Here is a 21,564-nt window from a genome sequence, read left to right on the forward strand (position 1 = left end):
CTATGGAAGCAAATGTAAATGATTCAAAACAGTATATTGTGGTGAAGATAGGTATTGAACAATATGGTATAGACATCAAGTATGTGGATAATATCGTAAGAATGCAGAGAATAACCAGAGTTCCTAAGGCACAGTCTTATTTTAAAGGTGTTATCAATCTCAGAGGTGAGATTATACCGGTTATGAGCATAAGGCTGAAATTCGGACTGGAAGATGATGTGGTAACAAACGCTACCAGAATAATTATCATTAAATTAGAACCCCAATCAGCCGTAGGTATTATTGTGGATGAAGTTAAGGAAGTAGTAACTTTAGACGATACTATGATTGAGAAAGTTACAAATAGTGCCGTAGAAGATAAATATGGTTATTTAAGCGGAATCGGCAAACACAAAGACGGATTGATTTCTTTGTTGAACATTTCCAGTGTAATTATAGAAAAAGAAACAGTTTAAGGAGTGTTACCATTGTCAAACATTAACTTTGATCAAATTGATAGTATGCAGTTTGACGTACTAAAAGAAATAGGAAATATTGGTGCAGGTAATGCTACCACAGCCCTGTCTACTATGATAAACGGCAAGGTAGATATGTGTGTACCTAAGGTTGCATTACTTGAATTTAAAGAACTTCCTGATATGGTAGGTGGTGCGGAAAATATTGTTGTTGGTATCTTAATTACCCTGGAAGGGGAAGTTAACGGTATGATGATGTTTATGATGGAACAAAAATCTGCTTACCACTTAGTTAATCTTTTAATGGGTAATTCCGTTACAAACGAAAATTTTACTGAAATGGAATTATCAGCATTAAAAGAAATCGGCAACATTATTGCAGGGGCTTATCTATCATCCCTGTCAACACTGATTAATATTAGAATTGATGCTAGTGTTCCATATATGTCTATTGATATGGCAGGTGCTATTTTAAGTGTTCCAGCTATCGAATTTGGAAAAGTCGGTGACAAAGCTCTTATAATCGAAACACAATTTAGTAAAGACGATTCTGATGTAAATGGTTATTTCATATTAATCCCTACTAGAGAATCATATGATGTAATTCTTACATCTTTGGGACTATAGGGGAATATGAGTGTAATGATAAAAGTTGGAATGGCAGACTTAAATGTCTGTGCTGCGCCGGAAGCGTTGACTACGCTGGGACTTGGTTCCTGTGTCGGTATAGTTTTATATGACTCATCCACCAAAACTGCTGGAATGGTACATGTAATGTTGCCAGATAGTACTAAGATAAAAAATAATGAGAACGTAGCAAAATTTGCAGACACAGGAATCGATGCTTTAATTGGCAAATTAATTTCCATAGGGGCTAACAGAAATCGTCTAATTGCCAAGATTGCAGGCGGAGCGCAAATGTTCGCTTTTAATTCAAATAATGATATGCTTCGTATAGGGGAACGAAATACGGAAGCCAGCAAATTAAAATTGCAATCCTTAGGAATACGTATTTTGGCTGAAGATACCGGATTAGATTATGGTAGAACCATAGAATTTTATCCGGAAACAGGACAGTTGTACATAAAATCAGTTGGAAAACCTCTAAAGATATTATAAGAACAATAAACGTGTTCCTATAATCGGGTGAACGGCGCAAAAAACAGCACCTTTTATCGGAAATTTGAAAAGCAATTTCCGGTAAGTTATACTATAGGAACAAAATCATGTTCCTATAGTTGATGCACGGCGGTAAAGTGCACCGCCTTTTATCAGAAGTTTAGAAAGCAACTTCTGATAAGTTATACTATAGGAACAAAATCATGTTCCTATAGTTGATGTACGGCGGTAAAGTGCACCGCCTTTTATCAGAAGTTTAGAAAGCAACTTCTGATAAGTTATACTATAGGAACAAAATCATGTTCCTATAGTTGATGCACGGCGGTAAAGTGCACCGCCTTTTATCAGAAGTTTAGAAAGCAACTTCTGATAAGTTATACTATAGGGAATCAGATGATTATGTTATATAGAAGAGGGTGATGATATGAGGGATAGATATATTGCTCCCGCCATTATGTTAATTGCTGGAGCAGTAACCAGTATTTTTAATATAATTAATGGAATAGATTTTTTAAAAGGCCTGGAACGATTATTACTTGTACTGATTCTATTTTACATACTGGGAAGAATAGCTGCAAGAATTATAAAGAAAGTAACTGCTGCTGAGCAAAAACCGGATAGTACAGAAGAAAATAACCCACGGGAAGAAGAAGTTATAACCGAAGAAGCTGAAGATAATGAATAAACACATGGGAAATAGTAAGTACGCAGTTGTTTGGCGCAAAGAATAGGAAGACATGTTTGAAATATGCATGTTTTTGCATATTTTGTATGCGCATGAGCGCGTAAATGCGTTGTTCGTTAGAAACGCAGTGACTGAATAGTCACAACACATGAAACAAAAGGAGCACTATTATGAATGCGGAATGCAGAGCTAAACTTTGGGAGGATTATACTAAATATAAAACCACCGAAAGTCGCGAAAAAATCATAATTGAATATGCTAGTTTAGTGAAAATTGTGGCAGGACGATTAAGTATGTATTTAGGCTATAATGTGGAATATGACGATTTAGTCGGATATGGGATTTTCGGGCTGATCGATGCGGTTGATAAATTTGATTACAGCAAAGGTGTAAAATTTGAAACTTATGCTAGTTTCAGGATACGCGGGGCTATATTGGATGAAATCCGTAAGATGGATTGGATACCAAGAACGTTAAGGCAAAAGCAGAGAAAAATAGATGCAGCCTACCAAAAGATAGAATCGGAACAAGGCAGAATGGCAACGGATGAAGAAGTTGCATGTGAATTGGAAATCTCTTTGGAAGAATTTGATGTTTGGCAAAGTCAGACCAAAGTATCAAACCTCCTTTCATTAGATGAATATATGGAACAGGGCAGTGAGGTCAAGATGGAATCGAGCCTTAGTGCACAATATGAAACTCCGGAGAGAATTATTGAAAAACAGGAATTAAAAGAAATATTAATTAAAACCTTGGATTCCTTAACTGAAAAGGAAAAAAAGGTGATAATTTTATATTATTATGAAGATTTAACACTAAAAGAAATTAGCTCAATATTGGAAGTATCGGAGTCTAGAATCTCTCAACTGCATACAAAAGCGTTACAGAAGATGAAGCTAAAGCTTGGAAGTAATATGGATATTTTAATAAGGACTTAATGGGGAGGGGAACCTTATGGAGAGTCGTAACAGTTATTTCAGTCTTGTAATAAAGCAGGATGGAACCTATTTAAGACTGTATCCTGCAGTTGGAATCGGAAAACCGATTAATTATGATGAAATCAATAATTATTTAACAGATAAAAGAATATATGATTATGATATTAAAGCTTTAGGGCGTGCAATTACTGCTTTAAGCGATCAGGTGATTGAAGTTAAACTAACACCCGTTACTATTCTACCGGAAAATGAATATGTAAGAATCAGTGTTTATCCGGAACATATGTATGTTATTGGAAGGTTCTATCCGCCCTCCACTCAGGGTAATCCAATCACGATGAATGAAATCGTTAACAGCTTAAGCCAGGCTGGAGTTAAATATGGGATTCAAAATAATAATATCGAGGCTTTTTTGGCTAACCGAAAATACTGCGAAGATTATGTACTGGCCAGAGGAACCAATCCGGTAGAGGGTAAAGATGCAATCATAACCTATAATTTTAACACGGATAATACTCTGAAACCTAAGATAAATGAGGATGGTACGGTAGATTTTCATCAGTTGGATACGATTAGTTCAATAAACAAAGGAGATATACTGGCGACCTTAAGTCCTGCGGTGCAAGGTAAAGCAGGAATGGATATATACGGGAATCCGATTCCACCGAAAAAAGTTGTAAATAAAATATTAAAACATGGCCGGGATATTCATCTATCCGAAGATGGATTAGTTATGTACTCTGATGTAAGCGGACATGCTGTGTTAACAGACGGAAAAGTTTTCGTATCAAATACATATGAAGTACTGGCTGATGTGGATGCTTCTACCGGGGATATTGTTTATGAAGGTAATGTAACGGTCAAAGGAAATGTAATAACAGGTTATTCTATTATGGCAAAAGGTGATATTATCGTGAACGGCGTAGTCGAAGGAGCAACCTTAGTTGCTGGAGGACAAATCGTTCTTAAGCGTGGTATGCAGGGAATGAGTAAAGGCAGGATGGACGCCGGAAGTAATATTATCACCAAATTTATAGAGAATGCCCAGGTTAAAGCAGGCGGATATATTACAACGGAAGCAATTTTACATAGTAAAGTATCTGCGAAGGGGGATATTGTAGTAGGTGGCAGAAAAGGCTTTATTACCGGTGGTGAAATTCGTTCCGGTACAACAATAACCGTCAAAAACGCAGGCTCTACTATGGGAACCAGTACTTTATTGGAAGTAGGTATTGATCCCGGTATCATTGAAGAGTTTCGAAGTCTTGAGAAAAGTATAATGAATATGAATACTGACATGGAGAAAATTATGCCGATTTTAGAAGCATATAAAAAAAAGCTGAACTCCGGAGAAAAATTATCACAGGATAAACTTGATTATGTCAGAATGGCAACGGAGAATTGCCTGGCCTTGAGAAATAAGATTAAAGAATCGAATAATCGATATGACCAATTACGAATTGAGATGAATAACAGTGACAGCGGCAGTATTAAAGTAGAGAATATTGCTTATCCTGGTGTTAAAATAGTAATTTCAAATGTAAATTATTATGTACGCAGTGAAATTCATTATTCTAAATTCATTCGTGACAGAGCGGATATTAAGATAATAGGATTGTAAAGGAGGGAATATCGATGCCGATTACACCAATTGAAATTGCAGCGATGGCTCCCAAATCACAAGAGGCGTCTCTTTATAAACATCAGGAAAGCCAAAAGCCTTTAAATGAACAAATCGTGATAGGGCAGCAGTTTAATAATCATATTAAACAAAACAATCAACAGACAGTGGGAACAATTAAAAGTGAGAATAAGGAATACCGTTATGATGCCAAAGAAAAAGGTAATAATTCTTATTCCGGTTCTAAACAAAATAAAAAGAAGAACAACAACAAAGGAGCAGCTCCTAAAGATAATTTTCGATCTGGTTCCATAGATATTAAAATATAGCAGGAGAGAATAAAATGACACCTTTAGTAATTTTTTTAATTATAGTAGGAGCAGGAATCCTAATACTTAGTTGCTTCTTAGTAGAAAAATCCGGTAATGACGGAGATGTTTACGCGACATTGGCTAATGATCGGGAATTAAACCTGACGGAAATGGAAGAAATAAAAAACAAAGTGGAAGCAATAATTTCTGATGTTTCTGAGCTAACTATATCGCAAACGGAAGAAAAGTTGAGTCAGATATCCAATGAAAAGATAATCGCTGTAAATGATTTTTCAAATCAGGTAATCGAAAAGATTAACCAAAATCACGAGGAAGTCGTCTTTTTATATAATATGTTAAATGAGAAAGAGACTGAGTTAAAAGAAACTGTTAAGAACATTGATAAAGCAAAAAGGAACTTAGCAGAAACGAATAAATCGGAGGCGGAAGCAGATAAATCAAAAAATAATTCTAAAACTTCCAATCGTAAAGCTGTAAACGAGGAGAAAGAAAACCTGAATGTAAATACGGATTCTGAATCTTTAAATAATAATAACCAAAAAATACTGGAAATGTATTCACAAGGATTTTCTGTTATTGATATATCCAGAACCTTAGAACTTGGACAAGGTGAAGTTAAGCTGGTTATTGATTTGTATAAAGATAAATAATCGTAGGTCTTAGAAAATTGAAAGGCATGAGTGTTAATATGAAACTAAAGTATTATTTAAGAGGTATGGGAGTAGGTATCTTATTTGCGACCGTTATTTTAGCAACTTCCATTCATGTATCCTCTAAAACACAGTTATCCGATGAAGAGATAATAAGACGGGCAGAAAACCTGGGGATGGTAAAACAAAGCGACACTAATCTGGATGATATAATTAAGCCGTCCATAACACCTACGGTTGAACCTGAAAAGGATCCAACGGCCAGTCCCACAGCACAACCAACTGATACTCCGACGGCAACACCTACGGTTAAACCCGCTGATACGAAGGAAGTTAAACCCACAAAAAGCTTGGAATCAGAACCCATAAAAGAGCCGGATAATCCTATTATTGATAAAGATGAAACTTTAACACCGGAAGTTAATAATATTACGGAACAAAAAGATATCACTTTTCAAATTGTACCTGGAATGACATCAGAAGATGTATCAAATTTGTTAAAAGATAAGGGTATCATTGAAGATGCGAAAGCATTTAATCAATATTTAAAAATCAAAAATATACTACCGCCATTAATATTGGTGAATATCAGATAGAAAAATATTCTTCCTATGAAGATATCGCAGATGCTATTATAAATAAGTAAGGTATAGTATAGAATCACTTGGCAAATAATTTATTATATTAAATTATTTGCTTTTTATTTCCGCGAAAGCAAAGTGAGAATTGGCAAACTTGCTTGCAATAATTCGAACGCGCCCGCGAACCGAAGAAACTCGCAAAGCGTGTTTCTTCCGGTTTCCGCGAAAGCAAAGTGAGAATTGGCAAGCTTGCTTGCTTCGTTCTTATAAGTGATTGGAGGAATATATGAAAAACCATTATACAAATCGCGGTTCTGTACCAACGGATACAAAAGAATTTAGCCAGGATAGCTATGTAATATTGCTACAAGCACAGAAAGATATATTTTATCTGCTTGAAAGAGGATATCCGATTAAAAGTGCATCTACATTTGTTGGAAATCATTATTTATTATCCGAAAGACAACGGTTGGCTCTGGTACGTGCTACCTCAACCTATAAAATTATTAATGAGCGAAAAAATAAAGAAAATACAGATATAATTCAATCGCAAAAAGTTTATATAGATGGGTTGAATTTGATTATTACATTAGAAGTAGCTTTATCGGGATCTATTTTAATCAGTTGTATGGATGGAACAATCAGGGATCTTGCAGGCCTTAGGGGTACATACCGTTTAATTGATAAGACAGATATTGCGATACGCTTAATTGGGGAAAAGTTAGAAAAACTTCATATAGATACCGCTTGTTTTTATCTGGATTCTCCAGTCTCCAATACGGGAAGATTAAAACAACGAATAGCGGAATTATTAGAACCATATCATTTTGAGGTTGAAATTAATCTTGTTAATAATGCAGATATTAATTTGGAGAATAAGTCAAATATAATAACAAGTGATTCTATTGTATTAAATAAGTGTATCAGCTGGATTAATTTGGCGGCTGAAATAATCAGAGAAAGTATTCCCAATCCATTTCTTATTGATTTAAGTAAAATTGACGATGAAAATACTTCTTATACAGTAGTAAACACTTAAAAACAAATATAAGGAAGCTGTCAGATTAATGAAAAATAAGCCATATGGCTGAAGTTTTTAATAATTCTGAAGCTTCCTTAAATTTTCGATATTACATTTTATTTTTATTTCTTTAATTCCTGTTTACCGGTTATTTTACTTGTATCATCCATCTTAAAAGTGGATTTAGCATCATCTGTAGTAAAATATACATTTCCGTCAACAGTGGCATCAATTAATTGAAAATCACTGACATTAACATATACATCCCCTTTAAAGGTACCATGCTGGATACTGGCCATAGGGCTGTTAATTGTTATTTTCGGTGCGGTTAAAGTATATCGGGCAGTAATATTTCTATTTTCATCCTGAGAATATAGTGCTATTTTACGTTGGATTTCATCTTTACCTTGATCATCTTTCTTTCCGTTTTTAAATTCACCCTCCAGGTTAAGATCCTGATTAACCGTTAAGTCCTTTATTATGGCAATAATCCAGGTTCCTTCTTTACTTATTGCTTTCACAAATGCATCTTCTGAATCTACGATAGAAGCGGTTGTTACCGTATCCGGTTGCTCACCTGTGGTAGTTTCTCCAGTATTTGATGCTGTATTAGTTTCTGTTGAGGTTGTTTCACCTTGTGTATTCTGATTTTGGTCAGTATTCTTTTTTGTACAACCTGTAAATAGTGCAATGAATAATAATAAAGTTAAAAATAAGACTTTAAATTTCATTGTATGGCCTCCTTATATACATATAGTTATATCTTGTATTCATTAAATTATTACCCCAAATAAATAGAATTATTCTATTATAGAATTTGAGACCGGTGTATTTAATGTAAATTTATACGGATATAATAAATGTAAAAGTAAAAAAGGACATCAATTTCTCGAAGAAATAAATATTTCTAAAATAATAAAAAGAGTTTTCGAAAGCCTTAAAAAAGGGGTTCAAAAACTCATTCCTAAACTCTATTTAGTTATCTGTCTTTCTAGGTTATTATACTTTTCACTTAAAACAATAATATCAATACGTCTATTTTTGGCTCTTTTTTCTTTCGTTGAATTATCTGTAATTGGTTTGTACTCTCCGTATCCAACTGCAACTACTTTTTCAGGTGAAACATTGCACTCATTAATAAATAATCGTACTACACTGGCCGCTCTTGCTGTAGACAATTCCCAATTGGAAGGGTAAACAGCGGAATGTATCGGGAGGTTGTCTGTATGACCTTCTATACGTATGTAATTATTCAAAGTATTTATAATTTTAGCTATTTTTATTAATGTAAATTCGTTTTGAGGTTTGATCTCTGCACTTCCGGACTCAAATAGAATTGCATTATTAAGACTAATAATCAGGCCTCGCTTATCAATACTAGTTGTAATATCAGTGGTTAAATCCTCATTTTTGAACATAACTTCGAGCTTGGATTTTAATTCTTCTAAATTACCCAGTTCTGTCGTACCTAAGAATTCTTCTAATTCGTCCTGTGATACATTTGCCTGTTGCGTAGTATCAGTTTCACTATTTTCAGTACCTTGCTTCTGAGGTGTTTCTTCTTCCGCTCCTTCCGAATGATGTGGAACAAAAGAGTCACCAACACCGGATAAAATACCTTCCGAGCCAGACATCATACCCTCACGAAATGCTTCAGCAATTTTTTCTGCTTTTGTTTCATCTACTTTACTTACGGCAAATAAGACTATAAAAACTGCTAATAGTAAAGTCATTAAATCAGAATATGGAAGCAGCCAGGCTTCACCGTTTTCCTCTTCACCATGTTTTTTTTGCTTGTGTTTTTTTGCCATGCTGTATTCTCCTTATTCCTGATTTAACTCACCAAGTATTTTTTCCTGTTTCGAATACGGAAGTACAGAAAGCAACTTTTCCTGTACCATAAGTGGAGATTCACCTTTTTGCAGAGATAGTATACCTTCAATAGCCATACCTTTAATTAATGCTTCTTCATGACTTTTTACTTTTAATTTTTTTGCAAATGGATTCCACAAAACATACCCTGTAAAAATACCAAGAATAGTTGCTATGAAAGCAGCGGCAATTGCTTCAGCCATAGCTTCTGTATCATCTATATGTGACATAGCAGCGATCAAACCAAATACGGCACCTAAAACACCTAAGGTTGGTGCATACATACCTGCTGATGAAAATATACTGGCATTTACCTCATGTCTTGCTTCCATTGCTGATATTTCAGCTCCAAGAATGTCTGTAATAACCTCTTCATCCATACCATCTACAACCAGACGAAGTCCTTTTCTTATAAAAGGATCTTCTATATCATTCAATCTACCCTCTAATGACAAAAGTCCTTCTTTCCTGGTTACATTCGACAACTCAACCATTAAACGAATGATTTCCACCTCGGAAATACCCTTCCGTTTTGTAAATAGAATTTTAAATAATGATCCAAGGCTCTTGAGATTTTCACCAGGATAAGAATTTAGTATAGTAGCAACTGTACCAACAAATATAACAAAAAAAGCCGCCGGATTAATAAAAACCGTAAAACTAATGTGTTTAAATATCATTGCCCCGACTACAGCAATAATTCCTACAATAATCCCCAGAAGTGTAGTAATTTCCATAAATTCTCCTTAAATTCAACAATAATTTATTAATTACGTATATTCAATAATATCATTTTATTTTCATTTAGACAATTGGTATTTATTACATTATTTTAAAACTTAATACTTAACTTATTGGCACTTTTAATTATGAATTTATTCTTCTTAAAATCAATCATATAAAAGGATAATAACACTTCTGAATTTCCACAGACAAGATAAGAGGGCAGATTTAATTATTGCTAAAATATGGTAGAATTTATTATATAATTGGTCATTACTAAATCATTTGCAAAGAAAAAGCTCTGAAAGCTTTAAATAAAAGCCTTCAGAGCCTTTTTAATTACTGCGGATAGAGGGACTCGAACCCTCACAAGGTCACCCTTGGCAGATTTTGAGTCTGCTGCGTCTGCCATTCCGCCACATCCGCTTGAACCAGCGAAGATTATTTTATCATAATTAATTTCAATATGCAAGTCTTAATATAAAATAAATGAAAAAAATTCTAAAATATCTATTTATTTGAATAACAAGCGTATGATTCTGATAAAATGCAAAAGATTAGTTGAAACCTTACATAAAAAAGGGTAAAATGAATTATTAACGGATACAATATTTACTAGTTGTATACGCAGGAGGATATTTATGAATTGCATTAGTATTCAAAGGCTCATTGTGCCATTTATAAATGATGAATTAAATATAAGCCAATTGGAAGAATTCATTCATCATATTCATTCGTGTCCAGACTGCATGGAGGAATTAGAAGTGCATTACGTACTTTTAGCCGGTATGAAACAATTAGACGAAGATAAAGAACTGTCTGATAACTTTCATCAGGATTTAATGGATTTATTAAGGCTATCGGAAGACCGCATTATACATGACAAATTCTTACATATCAGAAAACGGATTATATTAATAATCGTGATTACATTAGTAGCAATCGTCTCCAGTTTTCGAATTGGTGAATTTGTAGTGGAGGATGTATTAAATAACGATAATAAGGAAAGTGATTTTTTAGTTGATAATATATTCCTGGTAGATAAGCCGGCTGCGTTTGGTAATGCGGAGGCAGAACTTGATAATAATAGTTTATCCGGTATGATAATGAATCATTTATCTGACATATATGTTTATCTCAAAACAACGGATCCGGAAGGGGCTAAACGAATGGAAGAAAAATTGGGCGACCGGATATGGAAAGATGCCAAAATTCAAAAAAGCATAGGAATGGATTTTAACGTAGATGATTGGATTTTATGGAATTATTAAATAGGAATGAGGAGAAGAAAAGTGAAAAAAATAGTATTAATTGACGGACATAGTATATTAAATCGTGCATTCTATGCAATACCCGATCTTACAAATTCAGAGGGTATTCATACCAATGCCATATTAGGTTTCTTAAATATTATGTTTAAAATATTAGATGAGGAGAAACCGGAATATCTTACCGTAGCATTTGATGTTCATCAACCGACTTTCCGTCATGAGATGTTTGAACAATATAAAGGAACCAGAAAATCTATGCCTGAGGAATTGCGTGAACAGGTTCCGCTTATGAAAGAGGTACTTAAAGCCATGGGCATAACCATCATGGAAAAACCGGGTTATGAGGCAGATGATGTATTGGGAACCATAGCGAAAACCAGCGAACAAAAGGGGTACCAGGTATCCTTAGTATCCGGAGACAGGGATTTACTCCAACTTGCCAGTGAAAATATCAAAATACGTATTCCAAAGACAAAAAAAGGAGGCACAGAAATTGAAAACTATAACACGCAGGATGTTATAGAAACCTATGGTGTTACTCCAAAGCAATTTATTGATTTAAAGGGTTTGATGGGAGACACTTCCGATAATATACCAGGAGTTCCCGGAATTGGTGAGAAAACAGCAGGAAAGATCATATCCACTTATGATTCCATTGAAAATGCTTATGAACATTTAGAGGAAATAGGACCGGCCAAAGCTAAGGAAGCATTAAGAAATAATCACGATTTAGCTATTTTAAGTAAAACCTTAGCAACGATTAAAACGGATTGCGATATAGAGTTTCATCTCGAAGATGCTCTGGTCGGTAATCTATATAATGAAGGTGCTTATTCTTTCTTTAAAAGATTGGAGTTTAAAAGTCTGTTAAACCGTTTCCAATTGGAAGTAACCCATTATGAAGGGATTGAAGAGTATTTTAAAGTACTTAATGACTTGGAACAGGCAGAGATGGTATTTAACAAACTGCTAAAGTCAGCTTCTGGGCATATGACAGCAGGTCTCCAGTTTATAACCGCGGGTGATAAAATTTTAGGATTATCTTTAACCTACAGTGATAAAGATATTTATTTTATTAAGGTGGAAGGATTTATTACAGAAGAGTATTTAAAAGATAAAGTATGTAACTTACTCGATACTCCAATCAGTTTGGCTACTATAAATCTGAAACCACAATTAGATTATATCAGGGCAGCTGAGAAAAGTAATGTTTTTGATGAAGGAATAGCCGCATATCTATTAAACCCTTTAAATAGTACCTATTATTATGATGATATTGCAAGAGATTATTTGAAAATGACAATACCATCCATGAATGATTTATTTGGAAAAAATGATATCGCTAACTTAAGTTCCGAAAATGATAAGGAATTCCGTAACTATTGCTGTTATCAGAGTTATGTCTGTTATAAGGCATATGAACCTTTAGTGGATGCTCTTAAGAATACGGATATGTATCAATTATTCGTTACTATTGAAATGCCGCTGGTTTATACGTTATATGATATGGAACTAAGAGGAATTCATATAAACAGGGAGGAATTAAAAAAATACGGTGAAAAACTTGCCGTAGGAATAGCAGATTTGGAGACTAAGATCTATCATCTGGTAGGAGAAGAATTTAATATTAATTCTCCAAAACAATTAGGTGTAATTTTATTCGAAAAATTAAGGCTTCCTTTTGGTAAAAAGACGAAAACCGGTTATTCTACTTCTGCAGATATTTTGGATAAATTGGTACAAGAGCATCCAGTTGTCAGTATGATTCTGGAATACAGACAGCTAACCAAGTTAAAATCCACCTATGCAGACGGTCTTGCAACCTATATTGGAAATGATGAAAGAATCCATGGAAAATTTCATCAAACGATTGCTGCTACGGGAAGAATCAGCAGTACGGAACCGAATCTGCAGAATATTCCCATACGAATGGAATTAGGCAGAGAAATCAGAAAAGTTTTTATACCGGAAGATGGCTATATCTTTCTAGATGCGGATTATTCACAGATTGAGCTGAGAGTATTGGCTCACATGTCGGAAGATGAAAGGTTAATTGCTGCTTACAGAGAGGCTCAGGATATTCATCGGATCACTGCTTCCCAGGTATTCCACACACCTCTGGATGAAGTTACACCATTACAAAGAAGTAATGCAAAAGCAGTTAATTTTGGAATCGTATATGGAATTAGTTCTTTCGGATTAGGACAAGGGCTAAATATATCCAGAAAAGAAGCCGAAGATTATATTAACAGGTATTTTGAAACTTATCCAAGAGTAAAGCAATATCTGGATGATTTGGTTCTAAACGGAAAGAAAAATGGTTATGTTACTACCTTATTCGGCAGAAGAAGACCAATACCTGAGCTAAGTTCCTCCAACTTTATGCAGCGATCTTTTGGAGAAAGAGTTGCCATGAATTCGCCGATTCAGGGAACGGCTGCAGATATTATTAAAATAGCCATGATTCGTGTCAATGAACGGCTGAAAGAATTAAAACTTCGTTCCAGACTGATATTACAGATTCATGATGAATTATTAATTGAAGCTCATAAGGAGGAAATAGAAGAAGTGAGCAGCATATTAAAGGAAGAAATGCAGAAAGCTGCAAATATGAGTATACCGTTAGAAGTGGAAGTAAAAACAGGTACAAACTGGTACGAAGCAAAATAACGTATCTATGCTGAATGAAACGAAATAACATCATTATACAGGAGACGGGATATGAAAGTAATTGGTATTACCGGTGGAGTTGGCAGCGGTAAGTCCTTAATCGCAGGTATTATGAAAGAACATTATCATGCTTATTTAATAAATACGGATCAAATTGCACATGCACTGATGGAAAAAGGAAAGGTATCCTATAATCTCATAGTTAGTTATTTTGGTGAGGGAATTTTAAATTCATCCGGTGATATTGACCGGATGGTGTTAGGGAATATCGTATATCAAACACCGGATAAACTCTTAAAATTAAATTCTTTCACCCATCCCTATGTAATGGATTATGTGAAAGAACTAATTGATGAAAAAAGGAAAGAAAATGAAAAGCTGATTTGCGTGGAAACTGCATTACCGGTACAGGCGGGCTTAAAAGAGTTCTGTGATGCAATTTGGTATGTTTTTGCTCCGGAAGACATTCGAAGAGACCGTCTGAAACAATCGAGAAATTATGATGAACATAAAATAGATAAAATATTCAAAAATCAAATCAGCGATTTGGATTACCGCAATAACAGCACCCATGTTATAATAAATGATTGCTCCAGGGAAAAAATACTGGAGCAAATCGAAGTTTTACTAGAGAAATAGCCAAAGTTATAATATAATGAGAACGGAGAGAGGAAAATACAAGCTTGCTTGTATTTTTCGAACGGAGTGACAAGAGCATGAACACGGTTTATGTTCATGATATAATGAGAACGGAGAGAGGAAAATACAAGCTTGCTTGTATTTTTCGAACGGAGTGACAAGAGCATGAACACGGTTTATGTTCATGTTATAACCAATAATTTAGGCATACGTTTGGGGATTTTGTATGGAAAACAAAAGATATCCGGAGCATTTAGTATTTGGATTAGATATCGGAACCAGAAGTATTGTTGGCACAGTAGGCTACCGGGAGAATAACCAAAATTTCATAGTAGTTGCCCAATGTGTAAGAGAGCATGATACCCGTGCTATGATGGACGGACAGATTCACGATATTCCTAAAGTTTCCGAAACAATACTTGAAGTGAAAAAAGAATTAGAAGCCCAGATTGGCAGAAAGCTGACCGATGTTTGTATTGCAGCCGCAGGCAGGGTGTTAAAAACAGTAACGGTAAGTGCAGAATATGAATTCCCAAGTGAAACAACTTTAAATGAAGAACATATACATTCCCTGGAATTGATTGGTGTGGAAAAAGCATACGATACTCTCAGGGAAGAGGTTAAGGAAGATAAAATTAATTTTTACTGTGTCGGTTATTCTGTGATCCGGTACTTTTTAAACGGATATTCCATGATAAAGTTAGAGGGGCATAAAGCCAGTAAAATCGGAACGGAATTGTTAGCAACCTTTTTGCCGGATGAAGTTATTGATGGGTTGTATACAGCTGTAGAACGCGCCGGTCTGCAGGTTGCGAACCTGACTTTGGAGCCGATTGCAGCTATTAATGTAGCCATTCCTGAGAAATTCCGCCTATTGAATATAGCAATGATTGATGTGGGGGCAGGAACCTCGGATATATCCATAACCAAGGACGGAAGTATCATTGCCTACGGTATGATTCCTTATGCCGGCGATGAAATAACAGAAGCGATTGTGCAAAAATATCTGGTGGAATTTAAAACGGCAGAAATAATGAAATTAGCCTGCTTAAGAAAGAAAAAAGTTACCTATAAGGATATTATGGGAATCAACCACAAGGTAACAACAGAAGAAATTATTGACTCTGTTTCCGAAGCAGTACATAGAATAACTAAATGCGTTGCGGAGAAAATTATTGAACTCAATGGCGGAAAATCCGTCAGTGCTGTTTTTGTAGTAGGCGGTGGTGGGAAAATACCCGGATTTGTAACCAGTCTGGCGGAATATCTGAATCTACCGAATGACAGGGTCGCTCTTCGGGGAGAAGAGGTGTTAGGAGATGTTACATTCCTGCAGGAAAATATTAAAAAGGATCCGCTTCTGGTAACACCTATCGGAATATGTCTTAATTTTTATGACCAGACCAATAATTTTATCTTTGTAAATGTGAACGGAGAGCGTGTAAAATTATACGATAATAATAAACTTACCATTGTGGATGCGGCAATACAGGTAGGTTTTCCTAATGAAAAATTATTTCCAAGAAGGGGAAAAGCAATTAATTTTACTTTAAATGGGAATAAGCGATTAGTCCGCGGCGAACTGGGTGAAGCAGCAGTGGTAAAATTAAACGGTGAATTGGTTGGTATCAGCCATAGTATCGTTCAAAACGATAAAATAGAAATAATAGAATCCACCGTGGGCGAAGACGCGGTTTATGAGGTAAGACAGCTCGCCGAATATAATGGTACGATATCATTTATATGCAACGGACAGAGTATTATTTGTCCTAAATTTGTTATGGCAAATGGAAAGCTGGTATCTGAATTTTATAGTATCCAGGACCAGGATGAAATTCAGATTTTAAATTATTATACGTTGCAGCAGGTATTGGAATTTATGGATATAAAAACAAAAGGTACCATATATGTTAATAATATGCCTGCCAAAATGGAAGAAAAAGTTTATGAGAATTTTACGATTCAATGCGAATTAAAGAAAGAGCAGCCGGAAGAGAATACTGGTATTTTAGAGGAAGCATCGGAACAGTATGAGGGAGCAGAACAAGAGGAAACGAATCTAAATGTTGATAACAGTTTAAATACTAAAACAGTGTCTGCTGTAGCTGTTAAAAATAACGAAACTGGAACTAGTATAATAAAAGAAGAAAATAACCGGAAGACGGATTTATATGTAATTATTAATCTGGAACCGGTAAAGCTATCTAATAAAAGTAAATATATATTTGTCGATATCTTTGATTTCTATCCTTTTGATCTGAAAAAGGTTGGAGGTTCGGAACTGGTAGTGACCCTGAATGGAGAAAAAGCCGACTTTACGACTCCTTTAAAAGAAAGGGATGTTATCGAATTATATTGGAAGGAATAATTCTATTCATTCCAACGGAAGCAGAGTAAACACAGAGAATTAGAAGGCAGATTTGCCCATGTAAAATATTATATTGACAAATCCTCCGGAATAAGGGATACTTTTTCATGATGCGGTTAACATACATAGGCTGCATTACAGCGGTATAACAGTGATATAAGCAGTAATACATTAAATGGAATAACAGACATATAAGCAGTATTACTTTAATAGGATATTAATTTACAAAATTCATTGAAATCAGGTCAGGAGGGTACTTATGAATTTATGCAGTATAGCAAGCGGCAGCAGTGGGAATTGTACCTTTGTAGGCAGTGAACATACGAAGCTGTTGGTGGATGCGGGAATCAGCGGAAAAAAAATTGAGAACGGTTTAAACAGTATAGATGTTTCACCGCAGGATATACAAGGAATATTAATAACCCATGAGCATGCAGATCATATCCAGGGCCTGGGTGTGCTTGCCAGACGTTACCATACTCCGATTTATGGTACTGCGGAAACGATTAATTCCATACTTAGAATGAATAGTATCGGACGTATTTCGGATGAGTTACTGCATTATGTAGTACCGGATGAAACTTTCCGGATAAATGATATTACAGTGGAACCATTTTCCACATCTCATGATGCTTCAAATCCGGTCTGCTATACCTTTCAGGCAGACGGTCATAAAATCGGTATGGCTACGGATTTAGGAAAATATGATGATTATATAATATCAAAATTAACCGAATCCGAGATTCTTTTGTTAGAAGCAAATCATGATGTGAATATGTTGATGGTAGGTGGTTATCCTTATTACTTAAAACAAAGAATTTTAGGCGACAGGGGACATTTATCCAATGAGAATTCCGCCAGGTTAATCTGCAGGCTTTTTCATGAAAAATTAAAATACATCACGTTGGCTCATTTAAGTAAGGAAAATAACTATGAAGAATTAGCTTATGAGACAGTTCGGGTAGAATTAAATCAGTATACCCAGGATAAAAGTTTAGAATCCATATTAAGTGTTGCCAAAAGAGACATGGTTTCTGAGATGCTGTCGGTCATATAGATAAATTAGGATATCTTAAGGTGTCAGTTAGGATGATATTTGAAAGCGTCAGTTAGGATGATATCTCAAATCGTTATTATAATTAATTAAATAGATTTATGGAGGATATAACAATGAAAAAAACAATTATAACCGTTGTTGGAAAAGACTGCGTGGGAATTATTGCAAAGGTATGTACATATCTTGCTAATAATAAAGTGAACATTTTAGATATTTCCCAAACCATTGTACAGGGTTATTTTAATATGATGATGATTGTGGATGCCAATGATGCTCCAAAGAATTTTGAAGATCTTGCAACGGAATTAGAGCAGATTGGTGAAGAAATTGGTGTTATCATTAAAGCGCAACATGAGGATATCTTTAATAAGATGCATCGTCTATAAAATAAGCCGGTAGGATATGTTTACCGGTTTTATCTGTAGAATATGCAGCAGCCCATGTATAACGGAAAGGCAAAGATAATAGTGTGAAAGAAAATATAATAAAAGAAAGGTATGCCACATATTACTTCTTTCACCCTTTTTATTAGTGGCAGTAACACATGTGTGAACAGATGTGTTATGCAATGGGTATTACTATGATAAATATACAAGAAGTTATTGAAACCAATAAAATGATAGAACAGGAAAATCTGGATGTCCGGACGATTACATTAGGTATAAGCCTATTGGATTGTGCGGATAATAATTTAGATGAAGTAAACCGAAAAATATTTGAAAAAATTACTACCGTTGCAAAAGATTTAGTGGCAACCGGAAAAGCTATTGAAAGAGAATACGGTATTCCTATTGTAAATAAAAGAATCTCTGTTACTCCTATCTCCTTAGTTGGAGCAGCAGCATGTAAAAGCCCGGAAGATTATGTTACAATTGCACAGACGCTGGATGACGCTGCCAAGAAAGTAGGCGTTAATTTTATCGGAGGTTACTCCGCTTTAGTATCCAAAGGGATGACAACCAGTGATTTGAACTTAATTAAATCCATTCCAAAAGCATTAGCTATTACGGAAAGGGTATGCAGTTCGGTAAATGTGGGGTCTACCAAAACAGGTATTGACATGGACGCGGTAAAACTATTAGGTGAGATTATATTAGAGACCGCAGAGCTGACGAAAGAAAGAGATTCCCTGGGATGTGCCAAATTGGTTGTATTCTGTAATGCTCCGGATGATAACCCGTTTATGGCAGGAGCTTTCCACGGTATTACGGAAGGAGATTCTATTATCAATGTAGGAGTCAGCGGACCAGGAGTTGTAAAAACAGCTTTACAGAATGTCAGAGGTGCTGATTTTGGAACTTTATGCGAAACTATAAAGACCACTGCATTTAAAATAACCAGAGTCGGACAGTTAGTTGCCCAGGAAGCCTCCAGAAGACTAAATATACCTTTTGGGATTATAGATTTATCCTTAGCACCTACTCCGGCCGTCGGAGACAGTGTAGCTGAAATTTTCCAGGAAATCGGTTTGGAGCATGCAGGTGCTCCGGGTACGACTGCTGCGTTGGCACTGTTAAATGACCAGGTGAAAAAGGGCGGCGTTATGGCATCTTCTTATGTAGGAGGGTTAAGCGGTGCATTTATACCGGTAAGTGAAGATCAGGGTATGATTAATGCGGTACAGGCAGGAGCTCTTACTTTAGAGAAACTGGAAGCAATGACTTGCGTATGTTCCGTTGGTCTGGATATGATAGCGATACCGGGAGATACCAAAGCTACAACAATATCCGGAATTATAGCGGATGAGATGGCAATTGGTATGGTAAACCAGAAGACAACCGCAGTTCGTCTGATACCGGTTATCGGTAAGAAGGTTGGAGATATGGCCAGCTTTGGAGGTTTATTAGGATATGCTCCCGTTATGCCGGTAAATTCTTTTAGTTGTGATGCATTTATTAACCGAGGCGGAAGAATACCTGCACCTATTCATAGTTTTAAAAATTAAAAATATTAAAGGCGTTGTTCTTAAGCCATGTAATTTTTATAAGTGAAAGAAAATATAGACAGAAAGGATGCCACAAAAGTAATAATTCTTTCACCAGTGAAGCTTAATTCACATTCTATGTTGTGGCAGTACCGCAAAAAGACACGCGGTATAAAGGGTTACCATTATGAATCAACAATTACAAGAATTGGATTATAAGAAGGTATTTCATTTCTTCAGTGAAATATCAGCTGTTCCAAGAGGGTCAAGAAATAATACTGCAATCAGCAACTATTTAGCAGATTTTGCGAAAAGCCGTGACCTTAAATATGTTCAGGATGAATATGAAAATGTGGTAATTATAAAGGAAGCTACCCCGGGTTATGAAAATGTACCGGCCATTATTTTACAGGGACACATGGATATGGTTTGTGAAAAAACCAATGACTGTACACATGATTTCCTGACTCAGGGAATTGAACTATATGTGGATGGAGATTATATTCATGCAGACCGCACTACGTTAGGAGCAGATAATGGTATAGCAGTGGCATATGCTTTGGCATTATTAGATGATGCGAGTTTAAAACACCCCAGAATTGAAGCTGTTTTTACCACAGATGAAGAAACCGGTATGGATGGTGCAATCGGACTTGATGTTTCTGCACTGCAAGGGAAATATCTGTTAAATATTGATTCAGAGAATGAAGGTTCTTTATGGACCAGTTCAGCAGGCGGACTAACCAGTACCTGTGATTTGCCTGTTAACCGTATCTCTGATAAAGGAGTAAAAATTAATATAGCTATCAGTGATTTACAAGGCGGGCATTCCGGTGCAGAGATCCATAAGAACAGAACCAATGCAACCAAACTTATGAGCAGAATGTTGTTTGAGTTAAGAAATTATGTTCATTTTGGACTTATAGATATGATGGGCGGACTTAAAGATAATGCGATACCCAGAGATGCGGTTGCAAATCTGGTTTTACAACCGGAAGATTTAGAAGAGTTCAATTTAGGATTTGAAGAATTAGCAAAAAATATAAAAATGAACTAGTTTCCAGCGAACCTAATTTAGAAATTCATATGAGTAATTTAGGAGAGGGAGAGTTTAAATATCTGCATCCCACCTCCTTTGAAAAAGTATTATTCATGCTGTTGAATACACCGAACGGAGTACAGGTTATGAGTACCGATATTCCTGGATTGGTTGAAAGTTCTGTTAATTTAGGAGTTTTTCGTGTTGAAGAAGAGAAAGCAATGTTCTGTTTTTCTGTCCGAAGCTCCGTAAACAGCTACAAACAGTATTTATGCGATAAATTAAGTTATATGTCCCAGTTCCTTGGCGGAGAATTTTATGTGAGGGCACAGTATCCTGCCTGGGAGTATAAAAAAGAATCTCCTTTAAGAGAATACTTAATTAAAGTATTTAAGGAGCAATATGGTAGGGAACCTGAATTAGAAGCGATTCATGCCGGACTGGAATGCAGCTTTTTCGCAGAAAAAATTCCAGGAGTGGATATTGTGTCTCTGGGACCTGATATGTTTGATATTCATACACCAAAAGAACGTCTAAGTATTTCTTCAGCGATTCGTGTTTATCAATACCTGGAGAAAGTAATTGAAGGATTGAAATAA

The 21,564-nt window shown here is 35.5% G+C and carries 22 protein-coding genes and 1 tRNA gene; 19 read left to right on the top strand and 4 right to left on the bottom strand.

What is annotated here, in order from left to right:
- The first annotated feature begins 2 nt into the window (after positions 1–2).
- The 10 genes from Ana3638_RS15940 to Ana3638_RS15985 all read left to right on the top strand — a co-directional run bounded on the left by Ana3638_RS15940 (position 3) and on the right by Ana3638_RS15985 (position 7,420).
- Positions 3–455: a chemotaxis protein CheW gene (locus Ana3638_RS15940; protein ID WP_161838921.1), complete on the top strand. Its 453-nt coding sequence runs from the start codon at positions 3–5 to the stop codon at positions 453–455.
- Positions 456–467: 12 nt separating this feature from the next.
- The gene (locus Ana3638_RS15945; RefSeq protein WP_246240288.1) at positions 468–1,082 is read left to right on the top strand and encodes a chemotaxis protein CheC; all 615 of its coding nucleotides are present in this window, start codon (positions 468–470) and stop codon (positions 1,080–1,082) included.
- A gap of 6 nt (positions 1,083–1,088) precedes the next feature.
- Positions 1,089–1,574 (top strand): chemotaxis protein CheD, encoded by a 486-nt coding sequence (locus Ana3638_RS15950; RefSeq protein WP_161838922.1) that lies wholly within the window; start codon positions 1,089–1,091, stop codon positions 1,572–1,574.
- A gap of 424 nt (positions 1,575–1,998) precedes the next feature.
- On the top strand, positions 1,999–2,259 hold the full coding sequence (locus tag Ana3638_RS15955) for a hypothetical protein (RefSeq protein ID WP_161838923.1): 261 nt from the start codon (positions 1,999–2,001) through the stop codon (positions 2,257–2,259).
- Between the two features lie 170 nt (positions 2,260–2,429).
- The gene (locus tag Ana3638_RS15960) at positions 2,430–3,197 is read left to right on the top strand and encodes a FliA/WhiG family RNA polymerase sigma factor (RefSeq protein ID WP_161838924.1); all 768 of its coding nucleotides are present in this window, start codon (positions 2,430–2,432) and stop codon (positions 3,195–3,197) included.
- 16 nt (positions 3,198–3,213) lie between these two features.
- Positions 3,214–4,818, top strand: coding sequence for a DUF342 domain-containing protein (locus tag Ana3638_RS15965; RefSeq protein WP_161838925.1), 1,605 nt, complete (start codon positions 3,214–3,216; stop codon positions 4,816–4,818).
- A gap of 14 nt (positions 4,819–4,832) precedes the next feature.
- The gene (locus Ana3638_RS15970; protein ID WP_161838926.1) at positions 4,833–5,147 is read left to right on the top strand and encodes a hypothetical protein; all 315 of its coding nucleotides are present in this window, start codon (positions 4,833–4,835) and stop codon (positions 5,145–5,147) included.
- Positions 5,148–5,161: 14 nt separating this feature from the next.
- Positions 5,162–5,800 (top strand): DUF6115 domain-containing protein, encoded by a 639-nt coding sequence (locus Ana3638_RS15975; protein WP_161838927.1) that lies wholly within the window; start codon positions 5,162–5,164, stop codon positions 5,798–5,800.
- Between the two features lie 38 nt (positions 5,801–5,838).
- Complete coding sequence (locus Ana3638_RS15980; protein WP_161838928.1) at positions 5,839–6,396, top strand: endolytic transglycosylase MltG; 558 nt, start codon at positions 5,839–5,841, stop codon at positions 6,394–6,396.
- Positions 6,397–6,667: 271 nt separating this feature from the next.
- Complete coding sequence (locus Ana3638_RS15985) at positions 6,668–7,420, top strand: DUF434 domain-containing protein (RefSeq protein WP_161838929.1); 753 nt, start codon at positions 6,668–6,670, stop codon at positions 7,418–7,420.
- Between the two features lie 104 nt (positions 7,421–7,524).
- Here Ana3638_RS15985 and Ana3638_RS15990 read toward each other — a convergent pair whose 3' ends face one another.
- The 4 genes from Ana3638_RS15990 to Ana3638_RS16005 form a co-directional block, all read right to left on the bottom strand.
- The gene (locus tag Ana3638_RS15990; RefSeq protein ID WP_161838930.1) at positions 7,525–8,133 is read right to left on the bottom strand and encodes a hypothetical protein; all 609 of its coding nucleotides are present in this window, start codon (positions 8,131–8,133) and stop codon (positions 7,525–7,527) included.
- Between the two features lie 240 nt (positions 8,134–8,373).
- A complete protein-coding gene (locus Ana3638_RS15995; protein ID WP_161838931.1) occupies positions 8,374–9,213 on the bottom strand; it encodes an OmpA/MotB family protein in 840 nt (279 codons plus the stop codon).
- A 12-nt stretch (positions 9,214–9,225) separates the two neighbouring features.
- Positions 9,226–10,011: a flagellar motor stator protein MotA gene (motA, locus tag Ana3638_RS16000; RefSeq protein WP_161838932.1), complete on the bottom strand. Its 786-nt coding sequence runs from the start codon at positions 10,009–10,011 to the stop codon at positions 9,226–9,228.
- A 329-nt stretch (positions 10,012–10,340) separates the two neighbouring features.
- Positions 10,341–10,423, bottom strand: a tRNA-Leu gene (locus Ana3638_RS16005).
- A 215-nt stretch (positions 10,424–10,638) separates the two neighbouring features.
- Here Ana3638_RS16005 and Ana3638_RS16010 point away from each other — a divergent pair.
- The 9 genes from Ana3638_RS16010 (at position 10,639) to Ana3638_RS25290 (ending at position 21,564) form a co-directional block, all read left to right on the top strand.
- Positions 10,639–11,268 carry an anti-sigma factor family protein gene (locus Ana3638_RS16010; RefSeq protein ID WP_161838933.1) on the top strand — a complete coding sequence of 210 codons (630 nt, stop codon included), beginning with the start codon at positions 10,639–10,641 and terminating at the stop codon, positions 11,266–11,268.
- 6 nt (positions 11,269–11,274) lie between these two features.
- Positions 11,275–13,938, top strand: coding sequence for a DNA polymerase I (gene polA / locus Ana3638_RS16015; RefSeq protein WP_161838934.1), 2,664 nt, complete (start codon positions 11,275–11,277; stop codon positions 13,936–13,938).
- A gap of 51 nt (positions 13,939–13,989) precedes the next feature.
- Entirely contained in the window at positions 13,990–14,577 is a 588-nt protein-coding gene (gene coaE / locus Ana3638_RS16020; protein WP_161838935.1) for a dephospho-CoA kinase, read from the top strand.
- A gap of 226 nt (positions 14,578–14,803) precedes the next feature.
- Complete coding sequence (locus Ana3638_RS16025) at positions 14,804–16,945, top strand: cell division FtsA domain-containing protein (RefSeq protein WP_161838936.1); 2,142 nt, start codon at positions 14,804–14,806, stop codon at positions 16,943–16,945.
- Between the two features lie 259 nt (positions 16,946–17,204).
- A complete protein-coding gene (locus Ana3638_RS16030; protein ID WP_161838937.1) occupies positions 17,205–18,002 on the top strand; it encodes an MBL fold metallo-hydrolase in 798 nt (265 codons plus the stop codon).
- 113 nt (positions 18,003–18,115) lie between these two features.
- On the top strand, positions 18,116–18,388 hold the full coding sequence (locus Ana3638_RS16035) for an ACT domain-containing protein (RefSeq protein ID WP_161838938.1): 273 nt from the start codon (positions 18,116–18,118) through the stop codon (positions 18,386–18,388).
- A 194-nt stretch (positions 18,389–18,582) separates the two neighbouring features.
- A complete protein-coding gene (locus Ana3638_RS16040; RefSeq protein ID WP_161840584.1) occupies positions 18,583–19,947 on the top strand; it encodes a PFL family protein in 1,365 nt (454 codons plus the stop codon).
- 166 nt (positions 19,948–20,113) lie between these two features.
- Entirely contained in the window at positions 20,114–20,983 is an 870-nt protein-coding gene (gene pepD / locus Ana3638_RS25285) for a beta-Ala-His dipeptidase (RefSeq protein WP_246240290.1), read from the top strand.
- Positions 20,984–21,012: 29 nt separating this feature from the next.
- Entirely contained in the window at positions 21,013–21,564 is a 552-nt protein-coding gene (locus Ana3638_RS25290; RefSeq protein ID WP_246240292.1) for a M20/M25/M40 family metallo-hydrolase, read from the top strand.

Origin of the sequence: Anaerocolumna sedimenticola, from assembly GCF_009931695.1 — a bacterium.
GTDB classification, from domain to species: domain Bacteria; phylum Bacillota; class Clostridia; order Lachnospirales; family Lachnospiraceae; genus Anaerocolumna; species Anaerocolumna sedimenticola.

Excerpts from the sequence above, each read along its gene's own strand:
- coaE (WP_161838935.1), top strand. The coding sequence starts at position 13,990 with ATGAAAGTAATTGGTATTACCGGTGGAGTTGGCAGCGGTAAGTCCTTA.
- Ana3638_RS25290 (WP_246240292.1), top strand. The coding sequence starts at position 21,013 with ATGAGTAATTTAGGAGAGGGAGAGTTTAAATATCTGCATCCCACCTCC.
- pepD (WP_246240290.1), top strand. The coding sequence starts at position 20,114 with ATGAATCAACAATTACAAGAATTGGATTATAAGAAGGTATTTCATTTC.
- Ana3638_RS16040 (WP_161840584.1), top strand. The coding sequence starts at position 18,583 with ATGATAAATATACAAGAAGTTATTGAAACCAATAAAATGATAGAACAG.
- Ana3638_RS15980 (WP_161838928.1), top strand. The coding sequence starts at position 5,839 with ATGAAACTAAAGTATTATTTAAGAGGTATGGGAGTAGGTATCTTATTT.
- Ana3638_RS15970 (WP_161838926.1), top strand. The coding sequence starts at position 4,833 with ATGCCGATTACACCAATTGAAATTGCAGCGATGGCTCCCAAATCACAA.
- Ana3638_RS15985 (WP_161838929.1), top strand. The coding sequence starts at position 6,668 with ATGAAAAACCATTATACAAATCGCGGTTCTGTACCAACGGATACAAAA.
- Ana3638_RS15950 (WP_161838922.1), top strand. The coding sequence starts at position 1,089 with ATGAGTGTAATGATAAAAGTTGGAATGGCAGACTTAAATGTCTGTGCT.
- Ana3638_RS15975 (WP_161838927.1), top strand. The coding sequence starts at position 5,162 with ATGACACCTTTAGTAATTTTTTTAATTATAGTAGGAGCAGGAATCCTA.
- Ana3638_RS15990 (WP_161838930.1), bottom strand. The coding sequence starts at position 8,133 with ATGAAATTTAAAGTCTTATTTTTAACTTTATTATTATTCATTGCACTA.
- polA (WP_161838934.1), top strand. The coding sequence starts at position 11,275 with ATGAGGAGAAGAAAAGTGAAAAAAATAGTATTAATTGACGGACATAGT.
- Ana3638_RS15960 (WP_161838924.1), top strand. The coding sequence starts at position 2,430 with ATGAATGCGGAATGCAGAGCTAAACTTTGGGAGGATTATACTAAATAT.
- Ana3638_RS15955 (WP_161838923.1), top strand. The coding sequence starts at position 1,999 with ATGAGGGATAGATATATTGCTCCCGCCATTATGTTAATTGCTGGAGCA.
- Ana3638_RS15995 (WP_161838931.1), bottom strand. The coding sequence starts at position 9,213 with ATGGCAAAAAAACACAAGCAAAAAAAACATGGTGAAGAGGAAAACGGT.
- Ana3638_RS16035 (WP_161838938.1), top strand. The coding sequence starts at position 18,116 with ATGAAAAAAACAATTATAACCGTTGTTGGAAAAGACTGCGTGGGAATT.
- Ana3638_RS16010 (WP_161838933.1), top strand. The coding sequence starts at position 10,639 with ATGAATTGCATTAGTATTCAAAGGCTCATTGTGCCATTTATAAATGAT.
- Ana3638_RS16025 (WP_161838936.1), top strand. The coding sequence starts at position 14,804 with ATGGAAAACAAAAGATATCCGGAGCATTTAGTATTTGGATTAGATATC.
- Ana3638_RS15940 (WP_161838921.1), top strand. The coding sequence starts at position 3 with ATGGAAGCAAATGTAAATGATTCAAAACAGTATATTGTGGTGAAGATA.
- Ana3638_RS15965 (WP_161838925.1), top strand. The coding sequence starts at position 3,214 with ATGGAGAGTCGTAACAGTTATTTCAGTCTTGTAATAAAGCAGGATGGA.
- Ana3638_RS16030 (WP_161838937.1), top strand. The coding sequence starts at position 17,205 with ATGAATTTATGCAGTATAGCAAGCGGCAGCAGTGGGAATTGTACCTTT.
- motA (WP_161838932.1), bottom strand. The coding sequence starts at position 10,011 with ATGGAAATTACTACACTTCTGGGGATTATTGTAGGAATTATTGCTGTA.